Below are 25,463 nucleotides of genomic sequence, written 5' to 3' on the forward strand. Positions count from 1 at the left end.
TCGCACCAAGGGGCTGTGGCGCAGTTGGTAGCGCGTCTCGTTCGCAATGAGAAGGTCAGGGGTTCGAATCCCCTCAGCTCCACCAACGGCAGAGAGACCGGACACGCTTTTCGTCCGGTCTCTCTGCCGTTTTGGGACTCAGTGATTCGAGGAGGAGCCGGAGCGCGGCGGAGGCGACGGAGTCCCCTCAGCTCCACCAGACAGAAACCCCGTCCCACCTGCGGAAACTCGCGGGAGAGGGCGGGGGCCTCTCTTTGTCGTTCGCGCGCCTCTCGTCGACGTGTCCCCCCGGCGTCCCCCGGTGTCCCCCGGTGTCCCCCCGGTGTCCCCCGGGTCACATTGAGCCTCGCCAGACCGGCCAGATCGACCCCTGTTCCGAGGCAGTGCAGGTAGCGGTTCGTGGTGCCGATGGACTCGTGACCCATCCACGCCTGGACCGTCCCGGGTCGACGCCACGATGACCTCGATCGTGGCTGAACGCTTGTGCGGGTCCATCCCGATGATCACGCCCATCGCCCTGCACCTCCTCCTTCACCCAGGTGATGTGGAAGCGGGGAGGATTGCCACTTCCGAGCAGGACAAACCCCCTTCGAGCCTCTCCTCGCGCGGTACCCGACGAGAGCGCATGCCATGAGAGAGCCACACCAATGACGCTGGTGGGCAGCCGCATATGAGAGCGTCTCGCCGAGCACCTGGACCGAGTCTGGCCGGACACCGATCCTGCAACCAGTCCGCAAGTAGCCACTGTGCGGTCGCTATACGAATCCCCAAGACTCTGCGGATGCTCTTGTCTTCTGCGTTGCGCCGGACGGAATCTACCCCGATTGGCCAGGCCCAGACCGCAGCCGGGGCATAATGTGCAGGACTGGCTTGAGAGGAGCCCGTCATGGCACGAGATCGAGCGCACGAGGCGGTCATCGCCAACGTGGACCTCTTCCGGGACCTGTCGAAGATGCAGCTGAAGCGGTTGGCCAGCGCGTCGATTGAGGTCTCGCACCCTTCGGGGAAGGCGGTGGCGACGGAGGGCCGCGGTGGCTTGGCCTTCCACCTCATCATCGAGGGATCAGCAACGGTCAGCAAGGACGGTCGTGAGCTGCACACCCTCGGCCCGGGCGACTACTTCGGCGAGATCAGCATGATCGACGGTCGACCGCGATCCGCGACCGTCACTGCGCTCGAGCCCCTGAAGGCGATGGCGATTCCCCACCAGGAGTTCGAGGCGGTGATCGACGAGGATCCCGAGTTCGCCCGGCGCCTTCTCAAAACCCTTTGCGCGCGTCTGCGCGAGGCTGAGGCGAGAGCCTCCGGCTGATCTTCGGCGGCGTGACCAGTGGTTGAGCAACCAAGGGCCGCTCCGGAGCCGGCGCGCGCCGTCCGCGACGCTGAGGAGCACCTGGCGGCGACCAGGAAGATGCCCCGTCGATGTCTTCAGCCACGACGTGATCTTCTGACCGGGGATGGACGGCCGCCTCTTCCAAGTGGGCATCCCTGACCGTGCGGGACGCCATGCGTCGCGGGTCTGACGCACCATCGAGCACCATGACACGCGAATGAGCCTGGACGCGCGCCTGCGGATGGGGATGTTCCCCGAACCGCTGTCGCTCCTCGACAAGCACGAGAGCGTCCGCAACGACCACCTGACGTTTCACGTCGACGTCAACGCCGACCGGATTCGTCAGGTGATCGTCCGGTTCCACTCCGCCAAGAGCCAACCCGCCCACGGGAACCAGCTCTGGCCGCGCGTAGGCGTTACTCGGTCTCAACCGCACCTGCGATGCCTCGGCGTGACAAGCTCCACCAACGGCAGAGATACCGGACACGCTTTTCGTCAGGTCTCTCTGCCGTTTTGCGACTCAGTGATTCGAGGAGTAACCGGAGGGCAGCCGAGGCGACGGAGTCCTCTCAGCTCCACCAGACAGAAACCCCGTCCCACCTGTCGCCGGCAGGGTGATCTCAGTGGAGGACTGGGCTCTGATCCGTCGGCGGGTCGCGGACGGCGTGCCGCAGCATCAGGTCGTCCGCGACTTTGGGATCGGCAGGGCGTTCTACCGAGGAGCGGCCTGAGTCCACTTGTTCTTCAAGGCGATCCAAGCGATGTGCTCTTGGCGCGGATCTTGCCATGTCGGATCAAGGCGACGGGCGCGAGCGTACCGTCGGAGATGACGGAACGTACTCACCGCAGTCGGCGGTGCTGGCGCTGCGCCGCATGCGGTAGGAGGCGCCATGGCTACCACGCCCACCGTGCCAGGGCGCGTCCGTCCGGACGATGGTCCAGCTCCCAAAGGGCAAGGTCATATCGGCCGGATTGTCGCCGTGTCACTGGCCACAGGGCTCTTCGCCGCCCTGCTGCTCGTTCTCGCCCCGTTCGTCTCGCCCGACGAGAACCACGTGACGGGTGCAGCCCTTTGTGGATTTGCCGTGGGCTGGGCGATGCTGGCGGTTCTCTCGACGCGGTACACGGATCAACCCCAGCGATGGGCAGCAGTACCAGCGCTGGTGATGGGCGTGAGTGGCCTTCTCCTGATCGCGTTCGGCGACTCCGTACGGACGGTGCTGAACTGGGCATGGCCCCCGGTGCTGCTGGCACTGGTGATCTGGATCTACTTCCAGGCGCGCCGACAGTTGCACAGCAAGAGCCGATTCTGGCTGCTCTACCCGGTCCTGGCGGTGATGGCTTTCGCCGCCGTCGGCGGCGGCTACGAAACCGTTCGGGAACAGGCGGATGCGACGGCCTACCCGATGACGGGTCAACTGGTCGACGTGGGCGGACACCGCCTGCACCTGGACTGCACGGGCTCCGGCAGCCCGACGGTCGTCCTGCAACCCGGAGGAGGCGACTTCTCGTCGGTCTGGGCGCGGATAGCCCCCGCCGTGGCCGCCCGAACCCGGGTCTGCGTCTATGACCGTCCGGGTCGCGGCTGGAGCGAGCCCACAGACAGCCCGCAGGACGCCACCCAGGTCGCCGCTGACCTGCACACGCTGCTGCAACGCGCCCACGTTCCCGGACCGTACGTTCTGGCCGGTCACTCCTTCGGCGGCCTTTACGTCCTCACCCACGCCGACCGCTACCCCGACGACGTCGCCGGCCTGGTGCTGATCGACGCCACCAACCCGGCCACCCAGGCCGACCCGGCCAACGCCAAAGCGTTCGACCCCGGCTCCTACGACGCCGCCACCTCCCGGGTCGCAGCCCTCGGGGCCGCGGCTGCGAGGGTCGGCGTGGTGCGGCTGATCGGGACCTTGGGCTACGGCGATCTGCCCCCGCAGCCGCGTGACGAGATCCGCGCCAAGACCGCAACCGCCGGCTACGTCCCCGGCTGGATCGACGAGTTCGTCCAGGCCAACGCCTCCGGAGCAGAAGCCGCGATGCTCACCGACTTCGGCGACAAACCGCAGGTAGTCCTCACCGCCGGCGCCGAAACCGACGCCACCCACGACGCTGCGCAGAAAAAGCTGGCCACCTTGTCGACGGACAGTTCGCACCGCGTGGTTCAGGGTGCCAGCCATGTCGGGCTCATCACCGACGAGCGGTACGCCACAGCCACAACGCAGGCCATCCTCGATGTCGTGTCCTCGGTCCGAAACGGCCGACCACTGTCCAAGTGACCACCGCGGCAGTCGGGTCGGCTCCGTCATGCGCACGCAGGCGCTCTCCCGGGTCCTCTGCTGACCGATTGAGACCGACGTCCGCCGGCGTCTCATCGGTCCGAAGCGGAGGGCCGCCGGTCACGTGAGTCGAGCGCAGTGAGGTACTCGTGGACGGAGCCGACGGCGACCGAGCCCTCCCCGACTGCCCCGGCGACGCGCTTGACGGAGCCGAACCGCACGTCACCGGCCGCGAACACGCCCGGCAGGCTGGTCTCGAACGGCAGCGGCTGGCGGTGCAGCGGCCACACGCCCTGGGGAATGTCGCGGCCGGTCAGGATGAATCCACGATCGTTCACCTCGACCAGACCACTGAGCCAGTGTGTGTGCGGCTCGGCTCCGATCATCACGAATACGGCTGCGGTAGCGACCTGTTCACGTTGGCCGGTCCGAACGTCCTCGAGCGTCAGGCTCTGCAGGCGCGCGTTGCCGTCGCCGTCGGCAACGCGGGTGCCGAGTCGTACGTCTATGTTGCGAGTCGCCTCCAGCTGGGTGATGAGGTAGTCGGACATGCTCGAGGCGAGGGACTGCCCGCGGACGAGCATGGTGACTCGAGAGGCGAACCTGGCCAGATGGAGGGCGGCCTGACCGGCTGAGTTGGCCCCACCCACAACGCACACGTGCTCAGCCGCCATGGCGGGGGCTTCGACGCCCGGCGCGCCGTAGAACACCCCCGCCCCGACCATGCGGTCAAGTGCTGGGATGTGGAGCCGGCGGTAGGTCACACCGGTCGCGATCAACACCGCCCTCGCGACCGCCTCCCTCCCGTCACCGAGCGCCATCACGACGTTGTCACCGCGTGGGGTCAGCCCGGTCAGCTCGCGCATGAAGACGAACTGTGCGCCGAAGAGCAGAGCCTGTTCCCAGGCCCGATGGGCCAACCCACCGCCGCTGATTCCTCGGGGGAAGCCGAGGTAGTTGCGGATCATGGAGCTCGTGCCGGCCTGCCCTCCGATGGCGTGCGGCTCCAAGACCACGGTACGCAGCCCCTCCGAGGCGCCGTACACGGCAGCCCCCAGACCGGCCGGGCCTGCACCCGCTATCGCGAGGTCATAGACGTCCGGCGACGGCCGGGTCTCGATCCCGTGGGCGGCTGCCACTTCCGCGAGGCTCGGGTCGTGCTGCACCGACCCGTCATGGTGGATCACGGCGGGAAGGCGCTTCACGTCTATGCCGACGTCCTCGATGAGCCGCTGGCCGGCCTCCGAGTCGGGGGCGTAGAACTCGAACGGGACGCTGTTTCGGGTCAGCAGGTCACGCAGCTCGTGGCTGCGTGGGGCCCACCGCTCGCCGACGATCCGGTAGACCACGTGAGTCGGCCGGTGCGTGATCGTCCAGGCCGACAGCGCGTCCTGGATCTGCGGGTAGAGCCACTCCTCTGGAGTGACCCATCCCTTCACGACCGAGAAGTCGATCTGCCCCAACGCGGCCGCCCGTCGAAGCGACGCCAGCTCGGTCACCGGGACGGTCGTGTGGTAGCGGTCCATGGCCACCAACAGAACTCGCCAGGAACCGGGATGGAGTGCGTGGGCACGCCCAAGAAGGTCAACGCCGTCCATGCCGGGCAGATGCGCATCGGCTGCCACGAGCGCCACCTCGCCGCCCTGGGCCGCCAGGGACTGCAGTTCGGTCAGCGCGTCCTCGGGCGTTGCGGAAACGAGGATTCGGTAGTCGGCGCCGAAGCGGCCTACCAGCGCGGACTCCACCGCGACCCGAGCCTGCGGATCGGCGTCCACGATGAACAACACCGGCGAGCCGGGCGCCTCGCGAGCGGCTTCACGGACCACGGTCATCATCCCCCTTCGGGAAGGGACCGCCCTCGGCATGCTGGCTGATCCTGGTCCACCGGTGGCTGCGCCCAGCAGTGAGGCGGGCCGACAGTGCTCAACCTAGGCCCGCTGCCGAAGCCTGCGCACCGTTTCGCAGACACCTGGAACTGTCGCCGCGACGTAGGCGCCGAAGGCCGCCTCGGGGGCGGCCTTGAACTGCACGGCGTGGAGCCGTGGACCGCTGCCTGGTGCGGCCGGCCCCCGGGTCCAGGTCAACGAGGGAGAGCGCCCACCAGTCGTGGCGGGCCGGCCACAGCTGACCGCGACACCTTGCGACTATACCCTCCGGGGGTATGCTGGCCGCATGGACAGGAACGGCGAACACTCGATCTCCTCGACGAGCTCCCTGGAGCTGGACCCCGTGTGCGGCATGGACGTCGACCCCGCCACCAGCGAGCACCTGGAGCGGGACGGCCACGACTACTACTTCTGCTCCGCCGGCTGCCGCGCGACGTTCGAGGCGCAACCTGACGCATACCTGGACAGTCCGGCACGGCAAGCGAGCTCCGGCCACGACCCCAGCGCGCACGACCACGCAGCCCGTCCGCACCATGAGCATGAGCACCCCTCCGACAGCGCGGTAGCCGCCCGGGATGTCGCGGAGTGGACCTGTCCGATGCACCCGGAGATCCGACGGCCGGGCCCTGGCACCTGCCCCATCTGCGGCATGGCCCTCGAACCGGTCACCGTGACCGCGGACAGCGGCCCCAACCCCGAGCTGGCCGACATGACCCGCCGATTCAAGGTCGCCGTCGCCCTCACCATCCCCGTGCTCATCCTCTCGATGGGTCGGGACCTGATCCCCGCCCTGCACGACGCCATCCCGGCATCCGTGGCCACCTGGGCCCAGCTCGTCCTGGCAACGCCGGTCGTCCTGTGGGCCGGATGGCCGTTCTTCGAGCGCGGGTGGACCTCGGTCCGGACGATGAAGCTGAACATGTTCACCCTCATCGCGATGGGCACCGGCGTGGCCTGGCTGTTCAGCGTCGTGGCCACCGTCGCGCCCCAGATCTTCCCGGAGGCCTTCCGGATGGACGGGACGGTCGACGTCTACTACGAGGCGGCCGCCGTCATCACCACGCTCGTCCTGCTCGGGCAGGTTCTCGAGCTCCGCGCCCGGGAGAGCACGTCCGGCGCCATCCGCGCCCTGCTCGACCTCACTCCGAAGACCGCACACCGCATCAGCCAGGACGGCACCGAAGCCGACGTCAGCCTCGACCAGGTCCAGGTCGGCGACCTGCTGCGCGTCCGCCCCGGCGAGTCCGTCCCCGTCGACGGAGCCGTCCAGGACGGCCGCTCGACCCTGGACGAGTCCATGGTGACCGGCGAGTCGATGCCCGTCACCAAGAAGGCGGGCGACGCCGTCATCGGCGGCACGGTCAACCAGACCGGGTCGCTCGTCATGCGCGCCGAGAACGTCGGCCGCGACACGATGCTCGCCCGCATCGTGCAGATGGTCGCCGACGCGCAACGCTCCCGCGCGCCCATCCAGCGCCTCGCCGACCGGGTCTCGGCCGTGTTCGTGCCCGTCGTGATCGTCGCCGCGCTGGTCGCGTTCATCGTCTGGGCCACCGTCGGACCCGAGCCCCGCCTCGCGCACGCCCTCGTGGTCGCGGTCAGCGTCCTCATCATCGCCTGCCCCTGCGCCCTCGGCCTCGCAACGCCGGTCTCGATCATGGTCGGAGTCGGCCGTGGCGCCTCCCTCGGTGTGCTCATCAAGAACGCCGAAGCACTGGAGCTCATGGAGAAGGTGAACACCCTCGTCGTCGACAAGACCGGCACCCTGACACAGGGCCGCCCCTCCGTCACCCACGTCACCGCCACTGACGGCACGGACGAGAACGAGGTCCTCCGGCTCGCCGCAAGCGTCGAACGCGCCAGCGAACACCCGCTCGGGATGGCCATCGTGCGGGCCGCCACCGACGCCGGCCTCAGCATTCCTGATGTCACGGACTTCGACGCGCCCGTCGGCAAGGGCGTCACCGGCACGGTTGACGGCCGGCGTGTCCTCGTGGGCAGCCAGAGGTTCCTGGCCGGTCATGACGTGGACACGGCCAGCATGGACGCCGAAGCGGACCGGTTGCGGGCCGACGGCGCCAGCGCCGTCTACGTCGCGGTCGACAGTCGCGTGACGGGCGTGCTCGCCATTGCCGACCCGGTCAAGGAGACGACACCAGCCGCGCTGAAGTCACTGCGCGACGACGGAATCGACGTCGTCATGCTCACGGGCGACAACAAGGTCACCGCACAGGCCGTCGCCCGCAGCCTGGGCATCGACCGCGTCGAGGCCGAGGTCCTTCCCGACCACAAGAGCGACGTCGTCCAGGCCCTCCGCGCCGAAGGCCGGGTCGTCGCCATGGCCGGCGACGGCGTCAACGACGCCCCCGCCCTGACCGCCGCCGATGTCGGTATCGCCATGAGCACCGGCACCGACGTCGCCATCGAGAGCGCCGGCGTGACCCTCCTCAAGGGTGACCTGACCGGCATCGTGCGTTCCCGGGCACTGTCCGGGGCCACCATGTCGAACATCCGCCAGAACCTCGTGTTCGCGTTCGTCTACAACGCAGCCGGCATCCCCCTCGCCGCCGGCGTCCTCTACCCGGCCTTCGGTCTGCTTCTCTCTCCGATGATCGCCGCAGCCGCCATGGCCCTGTCCTCCGTCAGCGTGATCAGCAACGCCCTCCGGCTGCGCACCCATCGCCTCTAGCGTCCACCGCCTGATGGCGCGCGGCCAGATTTCGCACGGGCAACAGGCGGCTCTCGTGCAGGCGGTGAGCAGACGTCCGCTCATCAGCGTGAGGCGTTTCGCGGACTAGCGCACGACGATCGCATCCCCCACGGGCCGCTCTCCCGAGGCATCAGAGGGGTGGGTGACGAGGCGACCGTCGATACTCATGGCCGTGGAGCCGCCGCCGTCGAGGTTCACGGCTTCGCGCATGCCCAACGATCGTGCCACCTGTGCTGTTTCCGGAATCGACAAACCGAGCTGGTCGGGCTGGCGGCCGTCGACGGTGACCAGCACGGTGCGTCCCGCTGCATCGACACCGGCGAAGGTGCGCGGGTTGCGCTGTAGGACCCACCCGTAGGCGAAGGACGGGTCACCCGGGTGGACCATCCCGTCCGTGTTCTGGGTGATGTACTCGACGCCGTCGCGAAGGAGCTGCGGACCCCCGTTGACCACGGTCGTTCCCGGTCGAACCAGGGTGCCTCTGCCGGCTTCCGTGAGGCGCAGGTCGAGCCGCGCAACCTGGCCTGGACGCAGGCCGGAGAGGTTCGAGGTGTAGGTCCCGATGGCCTGGACCGAGCGCTGACCCCGCAGAAGCGTCGTGCCTCGCTGTGCCTCGACGCGCAGGACGCGGTCGTTGCGATCGACGACGACCTCCGCGCCGGGCCCTGCCGGGGTGGAGGGGCCGTAGGCGCTGGTGAAGGCGACGAGCTCATCCTGGTCGGTGCAGGTGGTGTCGTGCATGGGGTGGTCGGTCGGCTGGTCGCTGGCATCCCCACCACAGTTGCGGATCAGGCCGGGCACCCGGTTGATGCCGTCCAGGGCGAGGCTCGAGGACCCCGTGCGCAGGCTGCCGCTCCACACCGGTCGGGCGACGCGCGTGTGACGGGCTCGGTCGTCGAGGACGAGAGCCGGGCGGCCGGCGACCGTCTCCGACTCCAGGACGCCGCCGTAGACGCCCACCCCGGCGGGATCGCCAGGCGCGCCCGCCTGCGGGTCGAGGACGAAGAAGCCGCCGTTGACCGCAGCCTTGGCGTGGGCGTACGCGCCGAGAGCCGTGGTGGTCTCGCGGTCCACCAGGTCCGGCCCGAAGGTCGCACCCAGGTGTCCGCGGAACTGGCGCGGGTCGATCGTGAGCACGTTGATGCTCCATTGGCCCTTGGCCATGCTGGCGCCGTCCCACCCGGCATACCAGGAACGCGCCGTGAAGCCCGCGGCCTCAAGCCGGGTGACGTATGCCGTGGCGTCGGCCTGGGACGGGAACGTGGACGCTGCCCGGACCCGGTAGCCGATGACACCGGCCGGGACGTCGGCGACGGCGGGCTGGCGCACCGGCTGGCTCTGCGCGTCGAAGCCGGCAGCCGTCAGGCGACGGACCAGGTCATCGGCGGAGGCACGGTCCTGGACCGATCGTGGGGGCGCATCGGGGTCAGGACTGGTGCTGCTCGAGGGAATGCTCAGCTCCACGACCCACGGCGTGCTGGGGTCGTAGGCGCCGCGCAGGATGTGGGTCATCGTCACGCCGGGCTCGACGGTCGCCGTCGTCCGGGTCTCGCGGAGGCCGCCAGGGCCCAGCGGCAACGTGGCCGGCCAGGGGCTCGACGCGTGTCCAGCGGGAACCGACTGCGCCGCGTGTGCGGAGCCGGCTGATCCGGCGGCGGCGCAGCCCAAGGTGAGGACCATGGCCGCACCCACGACGGACTGCCTCTTGCGCCGGGACGGGGAACCAGTTCCTGCGGGTGACATGTAACTGCTCTTACCCATCCGAACGGCGCCCAAGAGCCCGGGGAGGTGAACGAGCCCTGAACGCTCGCGGACGCGAGGGCGTGGCGACCCTCGGCCTACCGGGTCCAGCGCTCGAGCTGCTTCTCGTCGAACGTTGCCCACAGGGCCGCGAAGTCTGCCTCAGCCCGTTCGGCTCGGGCCTGCTCCAGGGCATGCAGGCGGCCGAAGGTGAAGCCGTTCTGCCCGTCGAGGTGAGCCTGGATTCCGTAGTCCCGGAGCCGCCCACGAGCCACGACCGTGTCCTGGTGGATTCCGAGGGCCTCCTGGAGCTTCTTCGCGTCGGCCGCGAGGGAGCGGGCGCGTTTGCCGAGGACGGGGGTGGCGGAATCGGCGGCGTATCGCAGGCGCTTGGCCTTCTTGCGTGCCTCGTGGAACGCGGCGTCACGTTCCGTGGGGTCGGCTGCGTCGATTCCTCGTACTGCTCGCCTCAGACGCTTCACATCTCGGGCCAGCAGGCCGGGCATCACCTTCTTGGCGCCCCGGTCGCCCGCTGACTGCAGCGGCGGGAAGGCGACGAGCTCCTCGAGGGAGTCGAGCAGTCGGACGTAGCGGTCGCTGTCCAAGGCGCTGGCCGCCGCTTTCCTGCCGGTGGTGTACGCAGCGCTGAGCTCGTCGTCGAGGCGGGCCCTCACCGGTCCGATGACCAGCTCGACAGGCTCCGAGGCGAGGGCGGCGTCCAGGTGCTCACGCAGTGCCTGCGCGTCCCTGGCCCGTGCAAACTCCTCACCCAGCCAGCGAAGCTCCTCGCGCACTGGGTCGGTGACCGAGGTGTCGAGCACGGGGCGGAAGGTCGTCAGTGTCGATCGAAGCCGTCGAGCGGCGATGCGGAGCCGGTGAACCGCCTCTGCGTGGTCGGCGCGGACGCCGGCGTCCTGCTCGAGCAGCTGAGCCAGGTGCTGGCCCAGCTGTGCGGCCAGCAGCTGTCGGACGGTGGGCTTCCCCTTTCCGGAGGCCTGGTCGACCGTCGAATGCCGGGACGACCCGGCCGGGAGCATTTCTCCGATGACACGCCCCAGCTTCGAGCTGACGGTGGCCGGAGAAGCGCCGGCGTCCAAGAGCTGTCCCTCGACGGCGTCCAGCAGGCTGGGTGATCCGTCACCGAGCTCCACCTCCCACTCCCGCCACACCATCTCCTCCTCGTCGTCGCCCAGCCGCTGCGCCCGCACGTTGTCGTCGGTGACGAGAGCGAGCACCGCACCGGCACCGTCGGCGAGGGGGTACTGACGGCGTTGCGTCCGCAGGGTGGCGACCGGTTCGAGGGTTCGCCCGCGGGCGAGGGCGCGCACGCGCGTCCGGAAGCTCTGTGGCACAGCGCGTTCGGACCCCAGCGGCTCCTGCAGCTCCGTGCGGGTGTCCGGGCCAGCCGGGAGCTTCAGGTGCCATCCTGCGTCGCTGCCGCCCGTGCGACGGCGCAGGGTCACTCCGCTGCGGGCGAGATCGAGACGGGGCGTGTCGAAGTAGACCGCCTCGAGCTCAAACGTCTGGGGCTGGCCGACCGAGTCGACGCCCTCCGTCCCGGCGAGATTCGGGAAGATGGTGGCCGGGCCGACGTCGTACTTGCGCTCGGTCTCATCGTGTGAACGGCCCATGTCCCGATCCTCGCGCACGATCCGTCTCCTGCGCACCTACTACGAGACGCGGCGCCACCGCGCCACCGCGGCGACGCTGAGAAGCTGAGAAGCTGAGCGCCGCCAGCGCGCGGTTGGAGGTCAATCTGTGTTTCGCTCTATGGATTTGGTGTAGCACCTGCGGCATTCTGGATCAAGGGAACGACGCCAGGATCTGCAGTGGCCGCGCGAACGTGACAGGGCGGCACTGTGGGCGTCATCGTGGCGGGCATGGCAGGACCACGAGAGAGGAGGAAGTGATGACCGCAGGACGTCTTGACCCCACCGGGGACGCCCCTGAGGCGGACTTCCTGGAGCAGCAGACCGCACTCGACCCCGATGCGGACGTCGACGCAGAGGCTGGAGTGCCACTCGCGGACCAGGCGTCCCCAGAGGTCGACGACGCGGACCGTCTGGAACAGCTCGCCGTCGTGCCCGACGAGGACGAGGACGACCATCCTCGCGACGCGTCCACCCCGGACTGACACCCCCTCACCGGGTGCGACGGGGGCTGGGGGCGGGCCCGAGGGTAAGGACCGGACATGCCGCACGCACGGATCGGTGTCTCCGGGTGGCGATACCCGTCCTGGCGGGGCGACTTCTATCCCAAGGGCCTCCCCCAGCGCCTCGAGCTGACGTATGCCGCCGAGCGGATGACCTCGATCGAGGTCAACGGCTCGTTCTACTCGCTCCAACGACCGAGCTCGTATGCCGCGTGGCGGGCCGCCGTCCCCGCCGACGTCGACTTCGCGGTCAAGGGTGGCCGCTTCATCACCCACATGAAGGCGCTACGTGACGTCGAGACGCCGCTGGCGAACTTCTTCGCGAGCGGCGTGCTGGCCCTTGGGCCACAGCTCGGCCCGGTGCTCTGGCAGCTGCCGGAGCGAGTCCGCTTCGACCCCCAGCGCGTCCGGCGCTTCTTCGAGCTGTTGCCACGCTCGACGGCCGAAGCGGCACTGCTCGCGGAGAAGCACGACGACAAGCTCAAGGCGGACCGCATTCTCACGACGTGCGAGGTCGACGTCCGGATCCGGCACGCGCTGGAGCCGCGACACGACAGCTTCGACTCCGAGGAGGCACGGGCGCTGTGCGCCGAGCACGGCGTCGCCCTCGTGATCGCCGACAGCGCCGGCAAGTGGCCGGTCATGGACGACGCGACGAGCGACTTCCGCTATGTGCGGCTGCACGGGGAGACCGAGCTCTACGCCAGCGGCTACACCGACGAGTCCCTCGACCGGTGGGCCCGCTCGTGCCGCGCGTGGATGGAGGACGGGCACGACGTCCACGTCTACTTCGACAACGACGCCAAGGGGCACGCGCCTCATGACGCGGTGCGCCTCCTCGAGCGCCTGGGGGTGCGAACCACCGCCTGAGCCTCCCTGCCCGGCCCGCTGCGGCCCGATAGGTTCGGCGTGTGAGCCGAAGCGTCTACGTCGCCTCGCCGGAGGGCCTGACCGGCAAGTCGGCCGTGGCCCTCGGCCTGCTCGACGCCCTCATCCGCGAGGTCGGGTCCGTGGGCGTCTACCGCCCCCTGACGACCCTGGGCGGCGCCGGCCCGGACGACGGGGTCGACCACATCGTCGAGATGCTCGTCAGCCGGCCCGGCGTCGACCAGACCTACGAGGAGGCCCTCGGCGTCACCTACGCCCAGGCCCACGAGGACCCCGACGAGGCGCTCCACTCGATCGTCGAGCACTTCGGGGCGCTCGCAGCGCGGTTCGAGGTCGTCCTCGTGCTCGGCTCGGACTACACCGATGTCTCCACCGGCACCGAGCTGTCCTTCAACGCGCGCGTCGCCGCCAACCTCGGATCGGCCGTCGTGCTCGTCGTGCATGGTCGGGACCGCACGCCCGAGCAGATCCGGGTAGCGGCGGACGGCGCTGTCGCCGAGCTGCGCGCCAACCACGCCCAGACGGTCGCCGTCGTCGCCAACCGCGTCGACCCGGCCGATCTCGACGAGGTGCGCGCCGTGCTGACCGCCCTGCCCTTCCCCGTCACGGCAGCCATGCCGGAGAACGCGCTCCTCTCGGCCCCGAGCTTCCGCGCGCTCGCCGACGCGATCGGCGCCCAACTCGTCCTCGGCAGCGAGTCGTGGATGGACCGCGACAGCCTCGGTCTCATCGTGGCGGCGATGAGCCTGCCCAACGTCCTGGCGCGGCTCGGCCCGGACGTCACCGTCATCGCGCCGAGCGACCGCACCGACCTCATACCCGGGCTCCTGCTCGCCCACCAGTCCGGCACCTTCCCGACGTTGGCCGGGATCATCCTCACGGGCGGCTACCCCATCCCCGAGACCATCTCGCGGCTGTCCGCCGGCGTGCAACAGGACCTGCCGATCGCCCTGACCGACGACGGCACCTTCCGCACCGCCGAGCGGCTCATGCAGGTGCGCGGTCCCATGACGAAGGCCTCGCGCAACAAGATCGAGACGGCCCGGCGCCTCTTCTCCGAGAGCGTCGACCAGGCTGCCCTGCTCAAGGCCATCGACGTGTCCGCCTCCGAGGTGCGCACGCCGCTGATGTTCGAGTTCCAGCTCATGGAGCGCGCCCGCTCGGACCGCAAGCACATCGTGCTCCCCGAGAGCCAGGACGACCGGATCCTCGAGGCGGCCGACGTGCTGCTGCGCCGCGGCGTCGCCGACCTCACGCTGCTCGGCGAGGAGACGACGGTGCGGGCCCGCGGCTCAGCCCTCGGCCTCGACCTCGACGCCGCGCGCGTCGTCTCCCCCACCGACCCAGAGCTCGTCGAACGCTTCGCGCAGGCGTATGCCGCCGCGCGGACCCACAAGGGCATGACGATCGAGCGTGCCCGTGAGGTCGTCACGGACATCTCCTACTTCGGCACGATGATGGTCCACCTCGGCCTCGCCGACGGCATGGTGTCCGGAGCGGTCAACACGACCGCCCACACGATCCGGCCGGCGCTCGAGTTCGTGAAGACGGCCGACGGCGTCAGGACCGTGTCGAGCGTCTTCCTCATGTGCCTCGCCGACCGGGTCCTCGTCTACGGCGACTGCGCGGTCATCCCCGACCCGACCGCCGAGCAGCTGGCCGACATCGCCGTCTCGTCCGCGCAGACAGCGCAGCAGTTCGGCATCGAGCCACGGGTGGCGATGCTCTCCTACTCGACGGGTGCCAGCGGCTCGGGGGCCGAGGTCGAGAAGGTCCGCGCCGCAACGCAGCTCGTGTCCGAGCGCGCACCGGAACTCGCGCTGGTCGGGCCGATCCAGTACGACGCGGCGATCGACCCCGGTGTCGGCCGCGCCAAGATGCCGGACTCCGACGTGGCCGGTCATGCCACCGTCTTCGTCTTCCCCGACCTCAACACCGGCAACAACACGTACAAGGCCGTGCAGCGCAGCGCCCACGCCGTCGCCGTCGGGCCCGTGCTGCAGGGCCTGCGCAAGCCGGTCAACGACCTGTCCCGCGGCGCGCTCGTCGACGACATCGTCAACACCGTCGCCATCACCGCGATCCAGGCGCAGGGCGTGCCGGGGCAGCACGGAGGCACCCGATGAGCCAGGCCACGGACGACCGTCCCGTCCTCGTCCTCAACGCGGGGTCGTCGTCGCTGAAGTACCAGCTGGTCCTTCCCGAGTCGGGCCAGGTCCGCACGGGCGGGGTGGTCGAGCGCATCGGTGAGTCGGGCAGCGACGTCGCCGACCACGCGGCCGCGCTCGAGGCGATGGCCGCCAGTCTGCGCGACGAAGGGCTCGACCTGGGCAACCTGCCGTTGCGCGGCGTCGGCCACCGGGTGGTCCACGGCGGCCCCGACTTCTCCGAGCCGGTCGTCATCGACGACCAAGTGCTCGATCGCATACGCCGGCTGAGCGCCCTTGCGCCACTGCACAACCCAGCTGCGGCGATCGGCATCGAGGCAGCACGCAAGCGCTTCGACGTGCCCCACGTCGCCGTCTTCGACACCGCCTTCTTCGCCTCCCTCCCCGCAGAGGCGTCCACGTATGCCGTGCCCCGCGACCTCGCGGAGAAGCACTCGATCCGCCGCTACGGCTTCCACGGCACGTCGCACCAGTTCGTCGCGCAGGCCACAGCCGACCTGCTGGGTCGCCCGCTCCCGGACCTGCGCCAGGTGATCCTCCACCTCGGCAACGGCTGCTCGGCCTCCGCCGTGCGTGGCGGCAGGGCCGTGGACACCTCGATGGGCCTCACTCCGCTCGAGGGTCTCGTCATGGGCACCCGCTCCGGCGACGTCGATCCCGGGCTGCACGCCTACCTCGCGCGCGAAGCAGGTCTCACGCTCGATGAGATCGACACGCTGCTCAACAAGAAGTCGGGGGTGCTCGGGCTGAGCGGCGTCAACGACTTCCGGGAGCTCGAGCAGCGGCTCGCGTCGGGCGACCGGGACGCCCGCCTCGCCTTCGACGTGGTCGTCCACCGGCTCAAGCACTACGTCGGCGCCTACCTCGCGATCCTCGGTGGCATCGACGCCCTGGTCTTCACCGCCGGGGTCGGGGAGAACAGCATCTCCGTGCGGGCTGCTGTGACCGAGGGACTCGAAGGGCTCGGCATCCAGGTCGACCGCGCGCGGAACGCCGCCCGCTCCAGGCACGCCCGCGTCATCTCACCCGAGGGCGCCGCGGTGACCGTCGCGGTCGTGCCGACCAACGAGGAGCTGGCGATCGCGCGCCAGACGGCCGCCCTCGTCGGCTGACCCGCCCCGCACCGCCGATCACCGATCGAGGTGATGCCGGCACGCACGGGGCAGACGGGATCACCTCGACGCGCGCTGGGACTCGAGGTGCTCCCGCAGCGAGATCGGGCGGCGACCAGTGATCCGCTCGACGTCATCGGTGACCCCGCCCAGCTCCCCCTCGGCGACGGCGGTGTAGGTCGAGACCCAGGCGTCGACCTGCCAGTCCGGCGCCCCGTAGGCCGCGCGCGAGGCATACGCCTCCTCGAGCGTCTCGTCCTGGAAGCGCACCTGCCGGCCGGTCACCTCCGAGATCACCGACGCCATCTCGGCGAACGTCAGCGCCTCGGGCCCGGTCAGCTCGTAGGTGACCCCGGCATGCGCGGCGGGGTCGAGCAGCACCGCGGCGGCGACCCGGGCGATGTCGTCGTGCGACACGACGGCGGCACGACCGGAGCCCGCCGGACCCCGGATGACGCCGTCCTGCCCGACCATCTGGTCCATGAACTCGAGGTAGAGGTTGTCGCGCAGGAACGTCCACTCCATCCCCGAGGCCCGCAGGTGCTCCTCGGTGGCGGCGTGGTCCCGCGCCAGCGTGAACGTCGCGTCCGGGGCGGCTCCGAAGAACGAGACGTAGACGACGTGGCGCACCCCGGCCGCCGCCGCGGCGTCCACGAACGCCCGGTGCTCCTCCAGCCGGTCCTGGTTCTCGGCGGCCGACACCATGAAGAGCGTCTCGACGCCGTCCAGGGCCGCTCGCGCAGCGTCGGCGTCACGGTAGCTGCACTGGGCCGCGACCGACGAAGGCAGCTGTGGCGCGCGCGCGACGTCGCGCACGAGGAGCCGCTGTGCGACACCGCGCGCGGCGAGGTCCCTGGCGACCAGGCCGCCCAGCCATCCCGTCGAGCCGGTGACACCGAGAGTGGGGCGACTGCGCTCGTCGGGTGCGCTCATCCGCCGAGCGTACGCGGGAAGCGGCGCCGCTCGCGTGGGTCGCGCGCGAGGAGCGCCCCGCGGCATACGGTGTGGTGGTGACCGACAACCCCGCCGCCGCCACGCATCCCCAGCCGACCGTGCCCGCTCCGACCCGCGACGTCGCCGGCACCGGGCGCCCCGACGCGGACGCGACTGCGGCCACGGGCGAGCTGCCCGGTGTCGAGGCGGCCGCGGTGCCGCCCGGCATCAAGGTCGCGAGCGACTGGGCGTGGCGGCTGCTCCTCATCGGGGCGGCCGTCTTCGTGCTGTCGCTCGCGATCCGCTCCGTGTCCGAGATCGTCGTGCCGGTCGCGATCGCGCTGCTGCTGACCGCGCTGCTGCGACCCGTCACCAACTGGCTGCACCAGCGAATGAAGCCCGGCGCCGCTGCCGGACTCACGCTGCTCGGCACCATCCTGCTCATCGGCGCGCTCTTCACGCTCGTCGGGTCGCAGTTCAGCAGCGGCTTCGCCGACCTGACCAGCCAGGTCGCGACCGGCCTCGAGCGCATCCGCGACTGGGTGCGGACGACGTTCAAGGTCAGCGACGCCCAGTTCGACTCGTACTTCAACACCGTCCGGGACAAGGTGAGCGAGTCCGGCAACCTGGGCGACACCGCCACGTCGGTCGGCCTCACGGCGACGCACTTCCTCGCGGGCCTCTTCATCGCGCTGTTCACCCTCTTCTTCTTCCTCTACGAGGGCCCGCGCATCTGGAGCTGGGTCGTGTGCCTCTTCCCGCGGGCCACCCGTCCCCGCGTCGACTCGTCGGGCGCCATCGCGTGGCACCAGCTCTCGGCCTTCGTGCGCGCGACGATGATCGTGGCCTTCGTCGACGCGGTCGGCATCTCGGTCGGCGCCGCGATCCTCAAGGTGCCCTTCGCCTTCGCGATCGGCATCCTCGTCTTCCTGCTGGCCTTCATCCCGATCGTCGGCGCGCTGCTCTCGGGCGCGGTCGCCGTCCTGCTCGCGCTCGTCGCGCACGGCCCCGGCATCGCGCTGATCATGCTGGCGGTCGTCATCGGCGTGCAGCAGCTCGAAGCGCACGTGCTGCAGCCGTTCCTGCTCGGCAAGGCGGTCAGCGTGCACCCGCTCGCCGTCATCCTGGCCATCGCGGCCGGGTCGATCATCGCCGGGATCGTCGGAGCCCTCGTCGCCGTGCCCTTCGCCGCGGTGCTCAACGCCGTCGGCAAACACCTGTTCAGCGACGACTCCGAGGGTCGGATCGACCGTGAGATGGAGGCCGCCGCCGATGAAGGCGGCGGACCGCTCAACGCCTGACTCGAGGGCGTATGCCGTGTGCCGAGGCGCCCGACACGCGTGTCCTCAGCGACGGGCGAGGTCGGCCAGCGGGTCGCTGCTCACCCGGCCGTGCTGAGTGAGCCGCCCAGTGCGTCGAGGGCATCGGTGACGACGGCGTAGTAGGCCCACTTGCCACGTTGCTGGCGGGTGACGAGCCCGGCGTCGACGAGCTGGCGCATGTGGTGTGACACGGTGGGCTGGGACAGCCCCACGACCTCGGTCAGGTCGCAGATGCACGCCTCTCCGCCCCCGCCGGCTGCGATGAGGGACAGCAGCCGGACCCGGGTCGGGTCACCGAGGGCCTTGAAGGACGCGGCCAGGCGCTGGGCGTCATCCTCGCCCAGGATGCCGGCCGTGACGTTGGAGCAGCACGCTCCGGCCGGCAGGGGTTGCGCTCGCCCGACGGTCTCAGGAGCGCTGGTACGGGTGTGGGTCATGGCACCGATCATCGCACATCCATTGACAAACATCGATGCGTGATGGAGGTTAGACGTATTGATGTCCATCGATGGAGGAGTGACCCTGATGACCGGAAGTGACGTGTTGCGGGAGCAGGTGCGAGCGCGGTACGCGGAAGCGGCTCGTGCGGTCACGGCGGGCGGTACCGCAGAGGCGGGCTGTGGTGAGCTTTGCTGCACCGCAGGGGGTTCCGGCGTGCTCGATGAGGAGTTCGGGGCGGGCTCGTACGGCCTGGCGGAGCAGGGCGAGGTCCCGGCCGAGGCGCTGGCGGCCAGCCTCGGCTGCGGCAACCCGATCGCGGTCGCAGCCCTGCACGAGGGCGAGCGAGTCCTGGACCTGGGCTCGGGCGGCGGGATCGACGTGCTGCTCTCTGCCCGCCGGGTCGGGCCCACCGGCTTCGCCTACGGGCTCGACATGACCGAGGAGATGCTGGAGCTCGCCGAGGCGAACAAGGCCAGGGCCGGCGCCACCAACGTGCGCTTCCTCAGGGGCGCCATCGAGGACGTGCCTCTCCCGGACGGGTCGGTCAATGTGGTGATCTCCAACTGCGTGGTCAACCTCTCCACCGACAAGTCGGCCGTTCTCGCCGAGATGTTCCGCGTGCTGGCCCCGGGCGGGCGGGTCGGCATCTCCGACGTCGTCGCCGAGGACCAGCTCAACCCGGCGGACCGGGCCGAACGCGGCTCGTATGTCGGGTGCATCGCCGGCGCCCTGTCCCGGACCGAGTACGTGGACGGACTGACACGCGCCGGATTCGTCGACGCCACAGTGGAGTTCGCGCACGCGGTCGCGCCGGGGATGCACTCGGCGATCGTGCGTGCCACCAAGCCGAGCGTGTAGTCCGCGGCGACTGGGCGCCGTCCCTACTGGGAGACGGCGCGTCGCGCGAAGAGGGCCCGGTCGTCGAGCTCCTCGGCCTCTTCGGCGAACTCGGGGGTGTCGAACACGTCGGCCGGGATCCCGGACTCGGTGTAGCGCGGCTCCGCCTTGGCCTTGAGGGTGTAGGTCGGCCGCGGCACCGGGACAGGGCTCCAGCTGCCCTCGGCGGCCGGCTCGGCCACCGGCGCAGCAACGGCCTGCGCCGAGATGGGGGCCTGCACGTCGAAGACGCCAGGCTCGGCCCGCTCGGCAGCCACGACCGTCTGGGACTGCGAGGAGGCCGCAAGGACCTCGCCGTGACCGGCACCGACCGCGCTGCGGATGACCTGGGTGTCCTCGATCGAGACGATCGGCAGGTGGTGCGCGGCCGTCCAGGCATCGTGGGTCTGGTGAGCCTCGTCGTGGCGACGGCCGGCGCGACGGCCACGCGCCTGCGCACCGGGCTCCGCGGTGCTGCTGGTGCGCAGCCGGTCGGCCTGCGCCTCGGCCCGCAGCCACACCAGCACGGCGACCACGGTGAGGACGGCGAACGGGATGGAGACCCACATGAGCACACGAGTGACCGTGAGGACCACCGAGACGGGCAGCCAGGCAACCGCGACGAGGAGCAGCAGCGCGCGGATACGCCGCTGTGCCATCGGAACCCGCGCCGGAGCGACCGCTGCGGGACGCCCCGCTCGCGACTGGCGCCGGTAGCTGCTCGACGGGCGCGCTGACTGTGGCATGCGGGGAACCTCGGTGGCGTAGGGGGCGATGTCGTCCACGGCGTGGCCCCGCGCGGAGCCGGCGTCGTGGTGGGCGGACGCGGAGACCGCGACGCGATCGTCACCACGTCGGGCCACGAGCGGCGAGTGGCGGCGGGAGGTCCCGGCGGGGACGGCGCGCTTGATGTCGACCGTGGGCCGGACGGCGACGGCGGGCTTGACGGCGAACGAGTGGGGCCGCGGGGTGCGCAGCTCCGTGGTCGGCAGGGACGCGCGCTTCTCGAGCACCCGCATGGCCTCGGAGAATCCCTCGACGGAGCGGGAGGCGGCTGCATCCTCGCGGCGGCGGGCCCAGTGCTGCACGAGATAGGCGGCCCAGATCGCCACGATGACGACGAAGATCAGGCTGCTGACGGGCACGTGACCCACGGTATGACCCCGGTCCGCGACGGCCCTGCACATTCGAGGCGTGTCGCGCAAGAGGCTGGTGTTACGGGTGTGACAACCGTTCCGTCAGGCTCGAGCCCGCGAGCTCCTCGGACGTGATGGCGAAGGACCGGTGGTCGCGCCAGGCACCGTCGATGTGCAGGAAGCGCTGCCGGACTCCCTCGTCGCGCAGCCCGAGCCGCTCGACGACCCTGAGCGACGGCACGTTGTCGAGCCGGATGTTGACCTCGACGCGGTGCAGACCACCGGCACCGAGCGCATGGTCGATGGCGAGCGCCAGCGCCCGGGTGGCGATGCCCTGACCGGTGACCGCCTCGTCGAGCCAGTAGCCCGCCGCCCCCGACTGCTGCGCGGCCCTGACGATCCCGAAGAGGTGAACCTGACCGACGATTCGCCCGCCCACCTCGATGCACCAGGGCATCGCCCGGTCGGCGCGCGCCTCCACGTCGAGGTCGCGCACGAACTGCCGGAATGTCACGGGGGCGCGTGCCGGGGAGCCCGGGGGAAGCGTGGGCTCCCAGGGCTGGACGTACGCCGCGTTCTCCCGCCGCACCCGCTGCCAGTCACGCTCGTCGGCGACGAGCAGCGGCCGAAGCACGATGGGCGGCGTGGCCGACGTGTCTCCCAGGAGGACCGGCCAGCGGGCCTGACCATCGAGATGGGGACGCCACGGCATCCTCATGCGAGCCTCCACGAGGTGTCGGCGCGCAGGGTCGACGTCGTCGACAGGTGCCGGTCCATCAGGGTGAGGACCGGCGGGATCTGCCTGAGCCACAAGGTCATCGAGGCATCACCTCAGTGGTCACTGCCGGGGATCTGGTCGAGGGCATGGCCCAGCACCGGCTCGAGCACATCGAGCGCGTCGGCCACTCCGCCCCGGGAGCCCGGCAGGTTGGCGACGAGTGTGCGCCCGGCGAGGCCGACGAGGCCGCGCGACAGCATGGCGGTCGGCACGCCCTTGGCCACTCCGGCCGCGCGGATCGCCTCGGCGACACCCGGCACCAGACGGTCGAGCAGTGGCGCGGTCTCCTCCGGGGTCAGGTCGGTCGGCGTCAGACCCGTGCCGCCCGTGGTGAGCACGAGCTCCGGCTCGCTCCCCAGCACCTCGCGCAGCGCCATGCCGAGCTCGTCGCCGTCCGGCACGACGACCGGTGAGCCGACCTCGAAGCCCCAGCCGCGCAGCCGCTCGACGATGACCGGGCCCGACGTGTCGGCGTAGACGCCGGCCGCAGCGCGGGTCGACACGGTGACGACGACCGCGCGGCGGCCCAGGCCGGGGCGGTCACTCATGCCAGTCGCCCGAGCGTCCGCCCGACTTCGCGGTGACCCGCACGTCGGTGATGCGGGCATGCTTGTCGACGGCCTTGACCATGTCGATGAGGGCGAGCGCGGCGACGGAGACGGCGGTGAGGGCCTCCATCTCGATGCCGGTGCGGTCCGCCGTGCGGACCGTCGCGGTGATGTCGGCGCCGTCGTCGGCCACGGTGACGTCCACCTCCACGCCGTGCACCGCGATCGGGTGGGCCAGCGGGATCAGCTCGGGGGTGCGCTTGACGGCCTGGATGCCGGCGATCCGCGCGACGGCCAGGGCATCGCCCTTGGGGACCCGGCCGGAGCGGAGTGCCGCGACGGCCTCCGCGCTCAGGAGCACGCGCCCGGCCGCGCTGGCCTCCCGGGTCGTCACCGCCTTGGCAGACACGTCGACCATGTGCGCGCTGCCGTCCGCACGCACGTGCGTCAGCGCGGTCGGCTCGCGTGGTCCGGTCGGGTCGCCCATCAGGCGTCCTTGTCGAGGACCAGCACGTCGACGACCTCCCCGGCGACGAGGTCCGTGACGTCCTCGGGAACGACGAAGAGAGCATTGGCCCGGGAGAGGTCGGCGACGAAGTGCGACCCCTGCCCGGCCACGGGCACGGCGACGAGGGTGCCCTCGGCCGACCGGGACACGACGGCGCGGCCGTACTGCCTTCGGCCACCGACGGACTCGACGCCGGTGATGAGAGTGGCCGGACGCAGGCGGCGCTTCTCGGGGGTCAGCCGCATCAGCCGGCGCAGGGCCGGACGCACGAAGACCTCGAACGACACGAAGGACGACACCGGGTTGCCCGGCAGGGCGAAGAGCGGGACGCGCTTGCCACCGGGGCCGGAGAGCAGCCCGTAGCCTTGGGGCTTGCCCGGCTGCATCGCGACCTTGACGAACTCGATGCCCTTGCCGCTCAACGCGCCCTTGACGACGTCGTACGCGCCCATCGACACACCGCCGCTCGTGACCACCACGTCGGCGTCCGCCACGATCTCCGCGAGCACCCGGAGCAGCTCCTCCTCCGAGTCGCCGACGGCATCGCGGATCTCGGCAGACGCCCCGGCTCCCACGGCAGCCGCCCACAGCATCGAGGAGTTGGAGTCGTGGATCTGGCCCGGGGCCAGGGCTCCTCCCGGCGCGACGAGCTCGGCCCCTGTCGACAGCACGACGACGTGCGGCCGCCGGTGCACCTCGACCTCGGCGAGCCCGCAGGCCGCCAGCAGCGCGATGGTGCGGGCGCCGACGACCTCACCGGCCGGGACGATGACGGCCCCCGAGGCGACGTCCTCGCCGCGCGTCCGGATGTAGCGGCCGGCGGGCACGGACGTGCGGCACTCGACCTCGCCGGTCGCGGCGCCGTCGGTGTCCTCCAGCGCGATGACGGCGTCCGCCCCGGCCGGGATCGGCGCACCGGTCATGATCCGGGCGGCCTCCCCGGGACCGACCGTGAAGGTGGGGTGGCTGCCGGCCGCGACCTCGCCGACGATCCGCAGCCGCACCGGGCTGTCACCGGCGGCCGCGAGCGACTCGGCGCGGACGGCATACCCGTCCATCGAGGAGTTGTCGAAGTGCGGCAGGTCGACCTTGGCGCGCACGTCACGCGCGATGACCAGGCCGAGGGCCTCGGTGAGCGGGGTCGACTCGGTCGGTGACGGCTCGAGCGTCGCGAGGATGGCCTTGAGGTGCTCGTCGACCGTGCGCACGTCGCCAGGCCGGGACGCCGGACCGGGAGCCGGTGCGGGGAGCTCCCCGAGCACGGCGTCGTCGAGGACGCGACGGTAGCCGTCGATGAGCACGTCGCCGACGCACCGCACGTTTCTACCGAAGACCGGGTCACCGATGACGCGCAGGCTCGTGCACTCACGCATCGACGGGACGCCCTTGGGGAAGCGCTTCTCGAAGCCGGACATCAAGCGGTAGGCGGAGTCGAGGTCGACGTAGGGCTCCGGCCCGTCCACGGTGGCGACGACGTGGTAGCTGTCGTCGAGGGAGAAGAAGTCGGATCGGATCACGAGCAGGTCGTTGGTCGTCTTGACGGGACGGAACCGGGTGCGCGGCACGAGGATCGCCTCGGAGCCCTCGAACACCTCGATGGCCGTGCCCATCGCCGACTCCATCTGGATGACCTCGGGCGAGGTCGAGTCGGCGGGGTCGACGTTCTTGTGGTTGACGATGATCGGCAGCCCGAGCACGCCCTGCTTCTGGGTCATCCGCTCGCGCAGGACCTCGAGGTCGATCCAGATGTTGTTGGCGTTGAAGGTGCTGTGCCGCTTGATGTCGCGGAAGTAGCGCTCCTCCCCCTCGGCGACCATGGCCGTGTCGCGCAGCACGATGCGACCGTCGGACTTGCGGACCGCGAGGTGCCCACCCTTGCGGTCGCTCTTCGTGCGGCGGCAGACCTCCGCGACGAACGGCACACCGTGCTCGACCATCCAGGCCGCTACGTCGGGGTCGCAGGTCGCGCCCAGGTTGTCCGAGTTGGAGAGGAACGCGTAGCGGATCCCCTTCTCCAGCAGGGCGTCCAGGACCCCCGACGTGACGAGCGAGACGTAGATGTCGCCGTGTCCGGGCGGACACCACTCGAGCTCCGGGTTCTGTGGCCACTGCACCGGCATGAGGTCGTCGGGCCGCAGCTTCGGCTCGGCGTTCTGGATGAAGTCCAGCGGAAGCCCGTCGACCGGCAGCTCGGGGTACTTCGCGAGGATCTTGAGCGACTCGTCCGACGTGCGGAAGGAGTTCATCAGGACCAGCGGCAGCTGGACGCCCCACCGCTCGCGCAGGGCGAGCACCTGCAGGGCGATGATGTCGAGGAAGGTCAACCCCTCCTTGACCTCGAGCGCCGACTTCGCGCCCGTCATGCCCATGCCCGTGCCGAGGCCACCGTTGAGCTTGATGACCGCGGTCTTCGAGAGCGCCTCACGGGCACGATCGTCGGAGACCTGGACCTCGCCGAGCGCCTGGATGTCACCGAGCGGCTCGATGGACTCCTCGGGGATCGTGCCGAGCGCCCCGGCCTGAAGCTGCTGGAAGTAGTGCTCGAAGACACGGATCGCTTCGGGGCCCAGGCCCCGCTCACGCATCAGTGCCACGGATGCGCGCAGGCCCTGGTCACTCATGGCCATCACCTTACGATGGGCTGCATGCGCTCCCGGCC

19 protein-coding genes and 1 tRNA gene are annotated in these 25,463 nt (G+C 70.5%); 10 read left to right on the forward strand and 10 right to left on the reverse strand.

Annotated features, from left to right (window positions below; all coding sequences use genetic code 11):
* Positions 1-9: 9 nt before the first annotated feature.
* From AC3WRT_RS10720 to AC3WRT_RS10730, 3 genes are all read left to right on the forward strand, one after another.
* Positions 10-85: transfer RNA gene (locus tag AC3WRT_RS10720), tRNA-Ala, on the forward strand.
* Positions 86-886: 801 nt separating this feature from the next.
* On the forward strand, positions 887-1,312 hold the full coding sequence (locus tag AC3WRT_RS10725) for a Crp/Fnr family transcriptional regulator (protein WP_492721713.1): 426 nt from the start codon (positions 887-889) through the stop codon (positions 1,310-1,312).
* A gap of 911 nt (positions 1,313-2,223) precedes the next feature.
* Positions 2,224-3,606: an alpha/beta hydrolase gene (locus AC3WRT_RS10730; protein ID WP_492721715.1), complete on the forward strand. Its 1,383-nt coding sequence runs from the start codon at positions 2,224-2,226 to the stop codon at positions 3,604-3,606.
* 92 nt (positions 3,607-3,698) lie between these two features.
* On the opposite strand, the gene AC3WRT_RS10735 is transcribed toward AC3WRT_RS10730, so the two are convergent.
* Positions 3,699-5,432 carry an NAD(P)/FAD-dependent oxidoreductase gene (locus AC3WRT_RS10735; protein WP_492721717.1) on the reverse strand — a complete coding sequence of 578 codons (1,734 nt, stop codon included), beginning with the start codon at positions 5,430-5,432 and terminating at the stop codon, positions 3,699-3,701.
* Positions 5,433-5,778: 346 nt separating this feature from the next.
* Here AC3WRT_RS10735 and AC3WRT_RS10740 point away from each other — a divergent pair, with 346 nt between their 5' ends.
* Positions 5,779-8,181, forward strand: a complete 2,403-nt coding sequence (locus tag AC3WRT_RS10740; protein WP_492721719.1) for a heavy metal translocating P-type ATPase — start codon at positions 5,779-5,781, stop codon at positions 8,179-8,181.
* Between the two features lie 105 nt (positions 8,182-8,286).
* On the opposite strand, the gene AC3WRT_RS10745 is transcribed toward AC3WRT_RS10740, so the two are convergent.
* Entirely contained in the window at positions 8,287-9,714 is a 1,428-nt protein-coding gene (locus AC3WRT_RS10745) for a phosphodiester glycosidase family protein (protein ID WP_492721860.1), read from the reverse strand.
* Between the two features lie 326 nt (positions 9,715-10,040).
* On the reverse strand, positions 10,041-11,573 hold the full coding sequence (locus AC3WRT_RS10750; protein WP_492721721.1) for a CYTH and CHAD domain-containing protein: 1,533 nt from the start codon (positions 11,571-11,573) through the stop codon (positions 10,041-10,043).
* Positions 11,574-11,851: 278 nt separating this feature from the next.
* Here AC3WRT_RS10750 and AC3WRT_RS10755 point away from each other — a divergent pair, with 278 nt between their 5' ends.
* From AC3WRT_RS10755 to AC3WRT_RS10770, 4 genes are read left to right on the forward strand one after another with little or no spacing between them, the layout of a single operon-like run.
* Positions 11,852-12,076: an Rv3202a family protein gene (locus AC3WRT_RS10755; RefSeq protein ID WP_492721723.1), complete on the forward strand. Its 225-nt coding sequence runs from the start codon at positions 11,852-11,854 to the stop codon at positions 12,074-12,076.
* A 57-nt stretch (positions 12,077-12,133) separates the two neighbouring features.
* Positions 12,134-12,964 (forward strand): DUF72 domain-containing protein, encoded by an 831-nt coding sequence (locus AC3WRT_RS10760; protein ID WP_492721725.1) that lies wholly within the window; start codon positions 12,134-12,136, stop codon positions 12,962-12,964.
* Positions 12,965-13,005: 41 nt separating this feature from the next.
* Positions 13,006-15,108 carry a phosphate acetyltransferase gene (gene pta, locus AC3WRT_RS10765; RefSeq protein ID WP_492721727.1) on the forward strand — a complete coding sequence of 701 codons (2,103 nt, stop codon included), beginning with the start codon at positions 13,006-13,008 and terminating at the stop codon, positions 15,106-15,108.
* Positions 15,105-16,262 (forward strand): acetate kinase, encoded by a 1,158-nt coding sequence (locus tag AC3WRT_RS10770; protein ID WP_492721729.1) that lies wholly within the window; start codon positions 15,105-15,107, stop codon positions 16,260-16,262. The genes pta and AC3WRT_RS10770 overlap by 4 nt, the downstream gene beginning before the upstream one ends.
* 60 nt (positions 16,263-16,322) lie before the next feature.
* On the opposite strand, the gene AC3WRT_RS10775 is transcribed toward AC3WRT_RS10770, so the two are convergent.
* A complete protein-coding gene (locus AC3WRT_RS10775) occupies positions 16,323-17,195 on the reverse strand; it encodes an SDR family oxidoreductase (protein WP_492721731.1) in 873 nt (290 codons plus the stop codon).
* Between the two features lie 77 nt (positions 17,196-17,272).
* On the opposite strand from AC3WRT_RS10775, the gene AC3WRT_RS10780 reads away from it, so the two are divergent.
* Positions 17,273-18,496, forward strand: coding sequence for an AI-2E family transporter (locus AC3WRT_RS10780; RefSeq protein WP_492721733.1), 1,224 nt, complete (start codon positions 17,273-17,275; stop codon positions 18,494-18,496).
* 80 nt (positions 18,497-18,576) lie between these two features.
* Here the strand turns inward: AC3WRT_RS10780 and AC3WRT_RS10785 are convergent, their stop codons facing one another.
* The gene (locus tag AC3WRT_RS10785) at positions 18,577-18,954 is read right to left on the reverse strand and encodes an ArsR/SmtB family transcription factor (protein WP_492721735.1); all 378 of its coding nucleotides are present in this window, start codon (positions 18,952-18,954) and stop codon (positions 18,577-18,579) included.
* Positions 18,955-19,042: 88 nt separating this feature from the next.
* Here AC3WRT_RS10785 and arsM point away from each other — a divergent pair, with 88 nt between their 5' ends.
* The gene (gene arsM / locus AC3WRT_RS10790; protein ID WP_492721737.1) at positions 19,043-19,816 is read left to right on the forward strand and encodes an arsenite methyltransferase; all 774 of its coding nucleotides are present in this window, start codon (positions 19,043-19,045) and stop codon (positions 19,814-19,816) included.
* A gap of 23 nt (positions 19,817-19,839) precedes the next feature.
* Here the strand turns inward: arsM and AC3WRT_RS10795 are convergent, their stop codons facing one another.
* The 5 genes from AC3WRT_RS10795 to AC3WRT_RS10815 form a co-directional block, all read right to left on the reverse strand.
* Positions 19,840-20,979 (reverse strand): SepX/GlpR family protein, encoded by a 1,140-nt coding sequence (locus AC3WRT_RS10795; protein ID WP_492721739.1) that lies wholly within the window; start codon positions 20,977-20,979, stop codon positions 19,840-19,842.
* Between the two features lie 70 nt (positions 20,980-21,049).
* The gene (locus AC3WRT_RS10800) at positions 21,050-21,688 is read right to left on the reverse strand and encodes a GNAT family N-acetyltransferase (protein ID WP_492721741.1); all 639 of its coding nucleotides are present in this window, start codon (positions 21,686-21,688) and stop codon (positions 21,050-21,052) included.
* Positions 21,689-21,801: 113 nt separating this feature from the next.
* The gene (locus AC3WRT_RS10805) at positions 21,802-22,296 is read right to left on the reverse strand and encodes a MogA/MoaB family molybdenum cofactor biosynthesis protein (protein WP_492721743.1); all 495 of its coding nucleotides are present in this window, start codon (positions 22,294-22,296) and stop codon (positions 21,802-21,804) included.
* Positions 22,289-22,783, reverse strand: a complete 495-nt coding sequence (gene moaC / locus AC3WRT_RS10810; RefSeq protein WP_492721745.1) for a cyclic pyranopterin monophosphate synthase MoaC — start codon at positions 22,781-22,783, stop codon at positions 22,289-22,291. The genes AC3WRT_RS10805 and moaC overlap by 8 nt, the downstream gene beginning before the upstream one ends.
* Complete coding sequence (locus AC3WRT_RS10815; protein WP_492721746.1) at positions 22,783-25,425, reverse strand: UTP--glucose-1-phosphate uridylyltransferase; 2,643 nt, start codon at positions 25,423-25,425, stop codon at positions 22,783-22,785. The genes moaC and AC3WRT_RS10815 overlap by 1 nt, the downstream gene beginning before the upstream one ends.
* Between the last annotated feature and the right edge of the window lie 38 nt (positions 25,426-25,463).

It is taken from the genome of Terrabacter sp. FW104-15G4B (genome assembly GCF_058790095.1).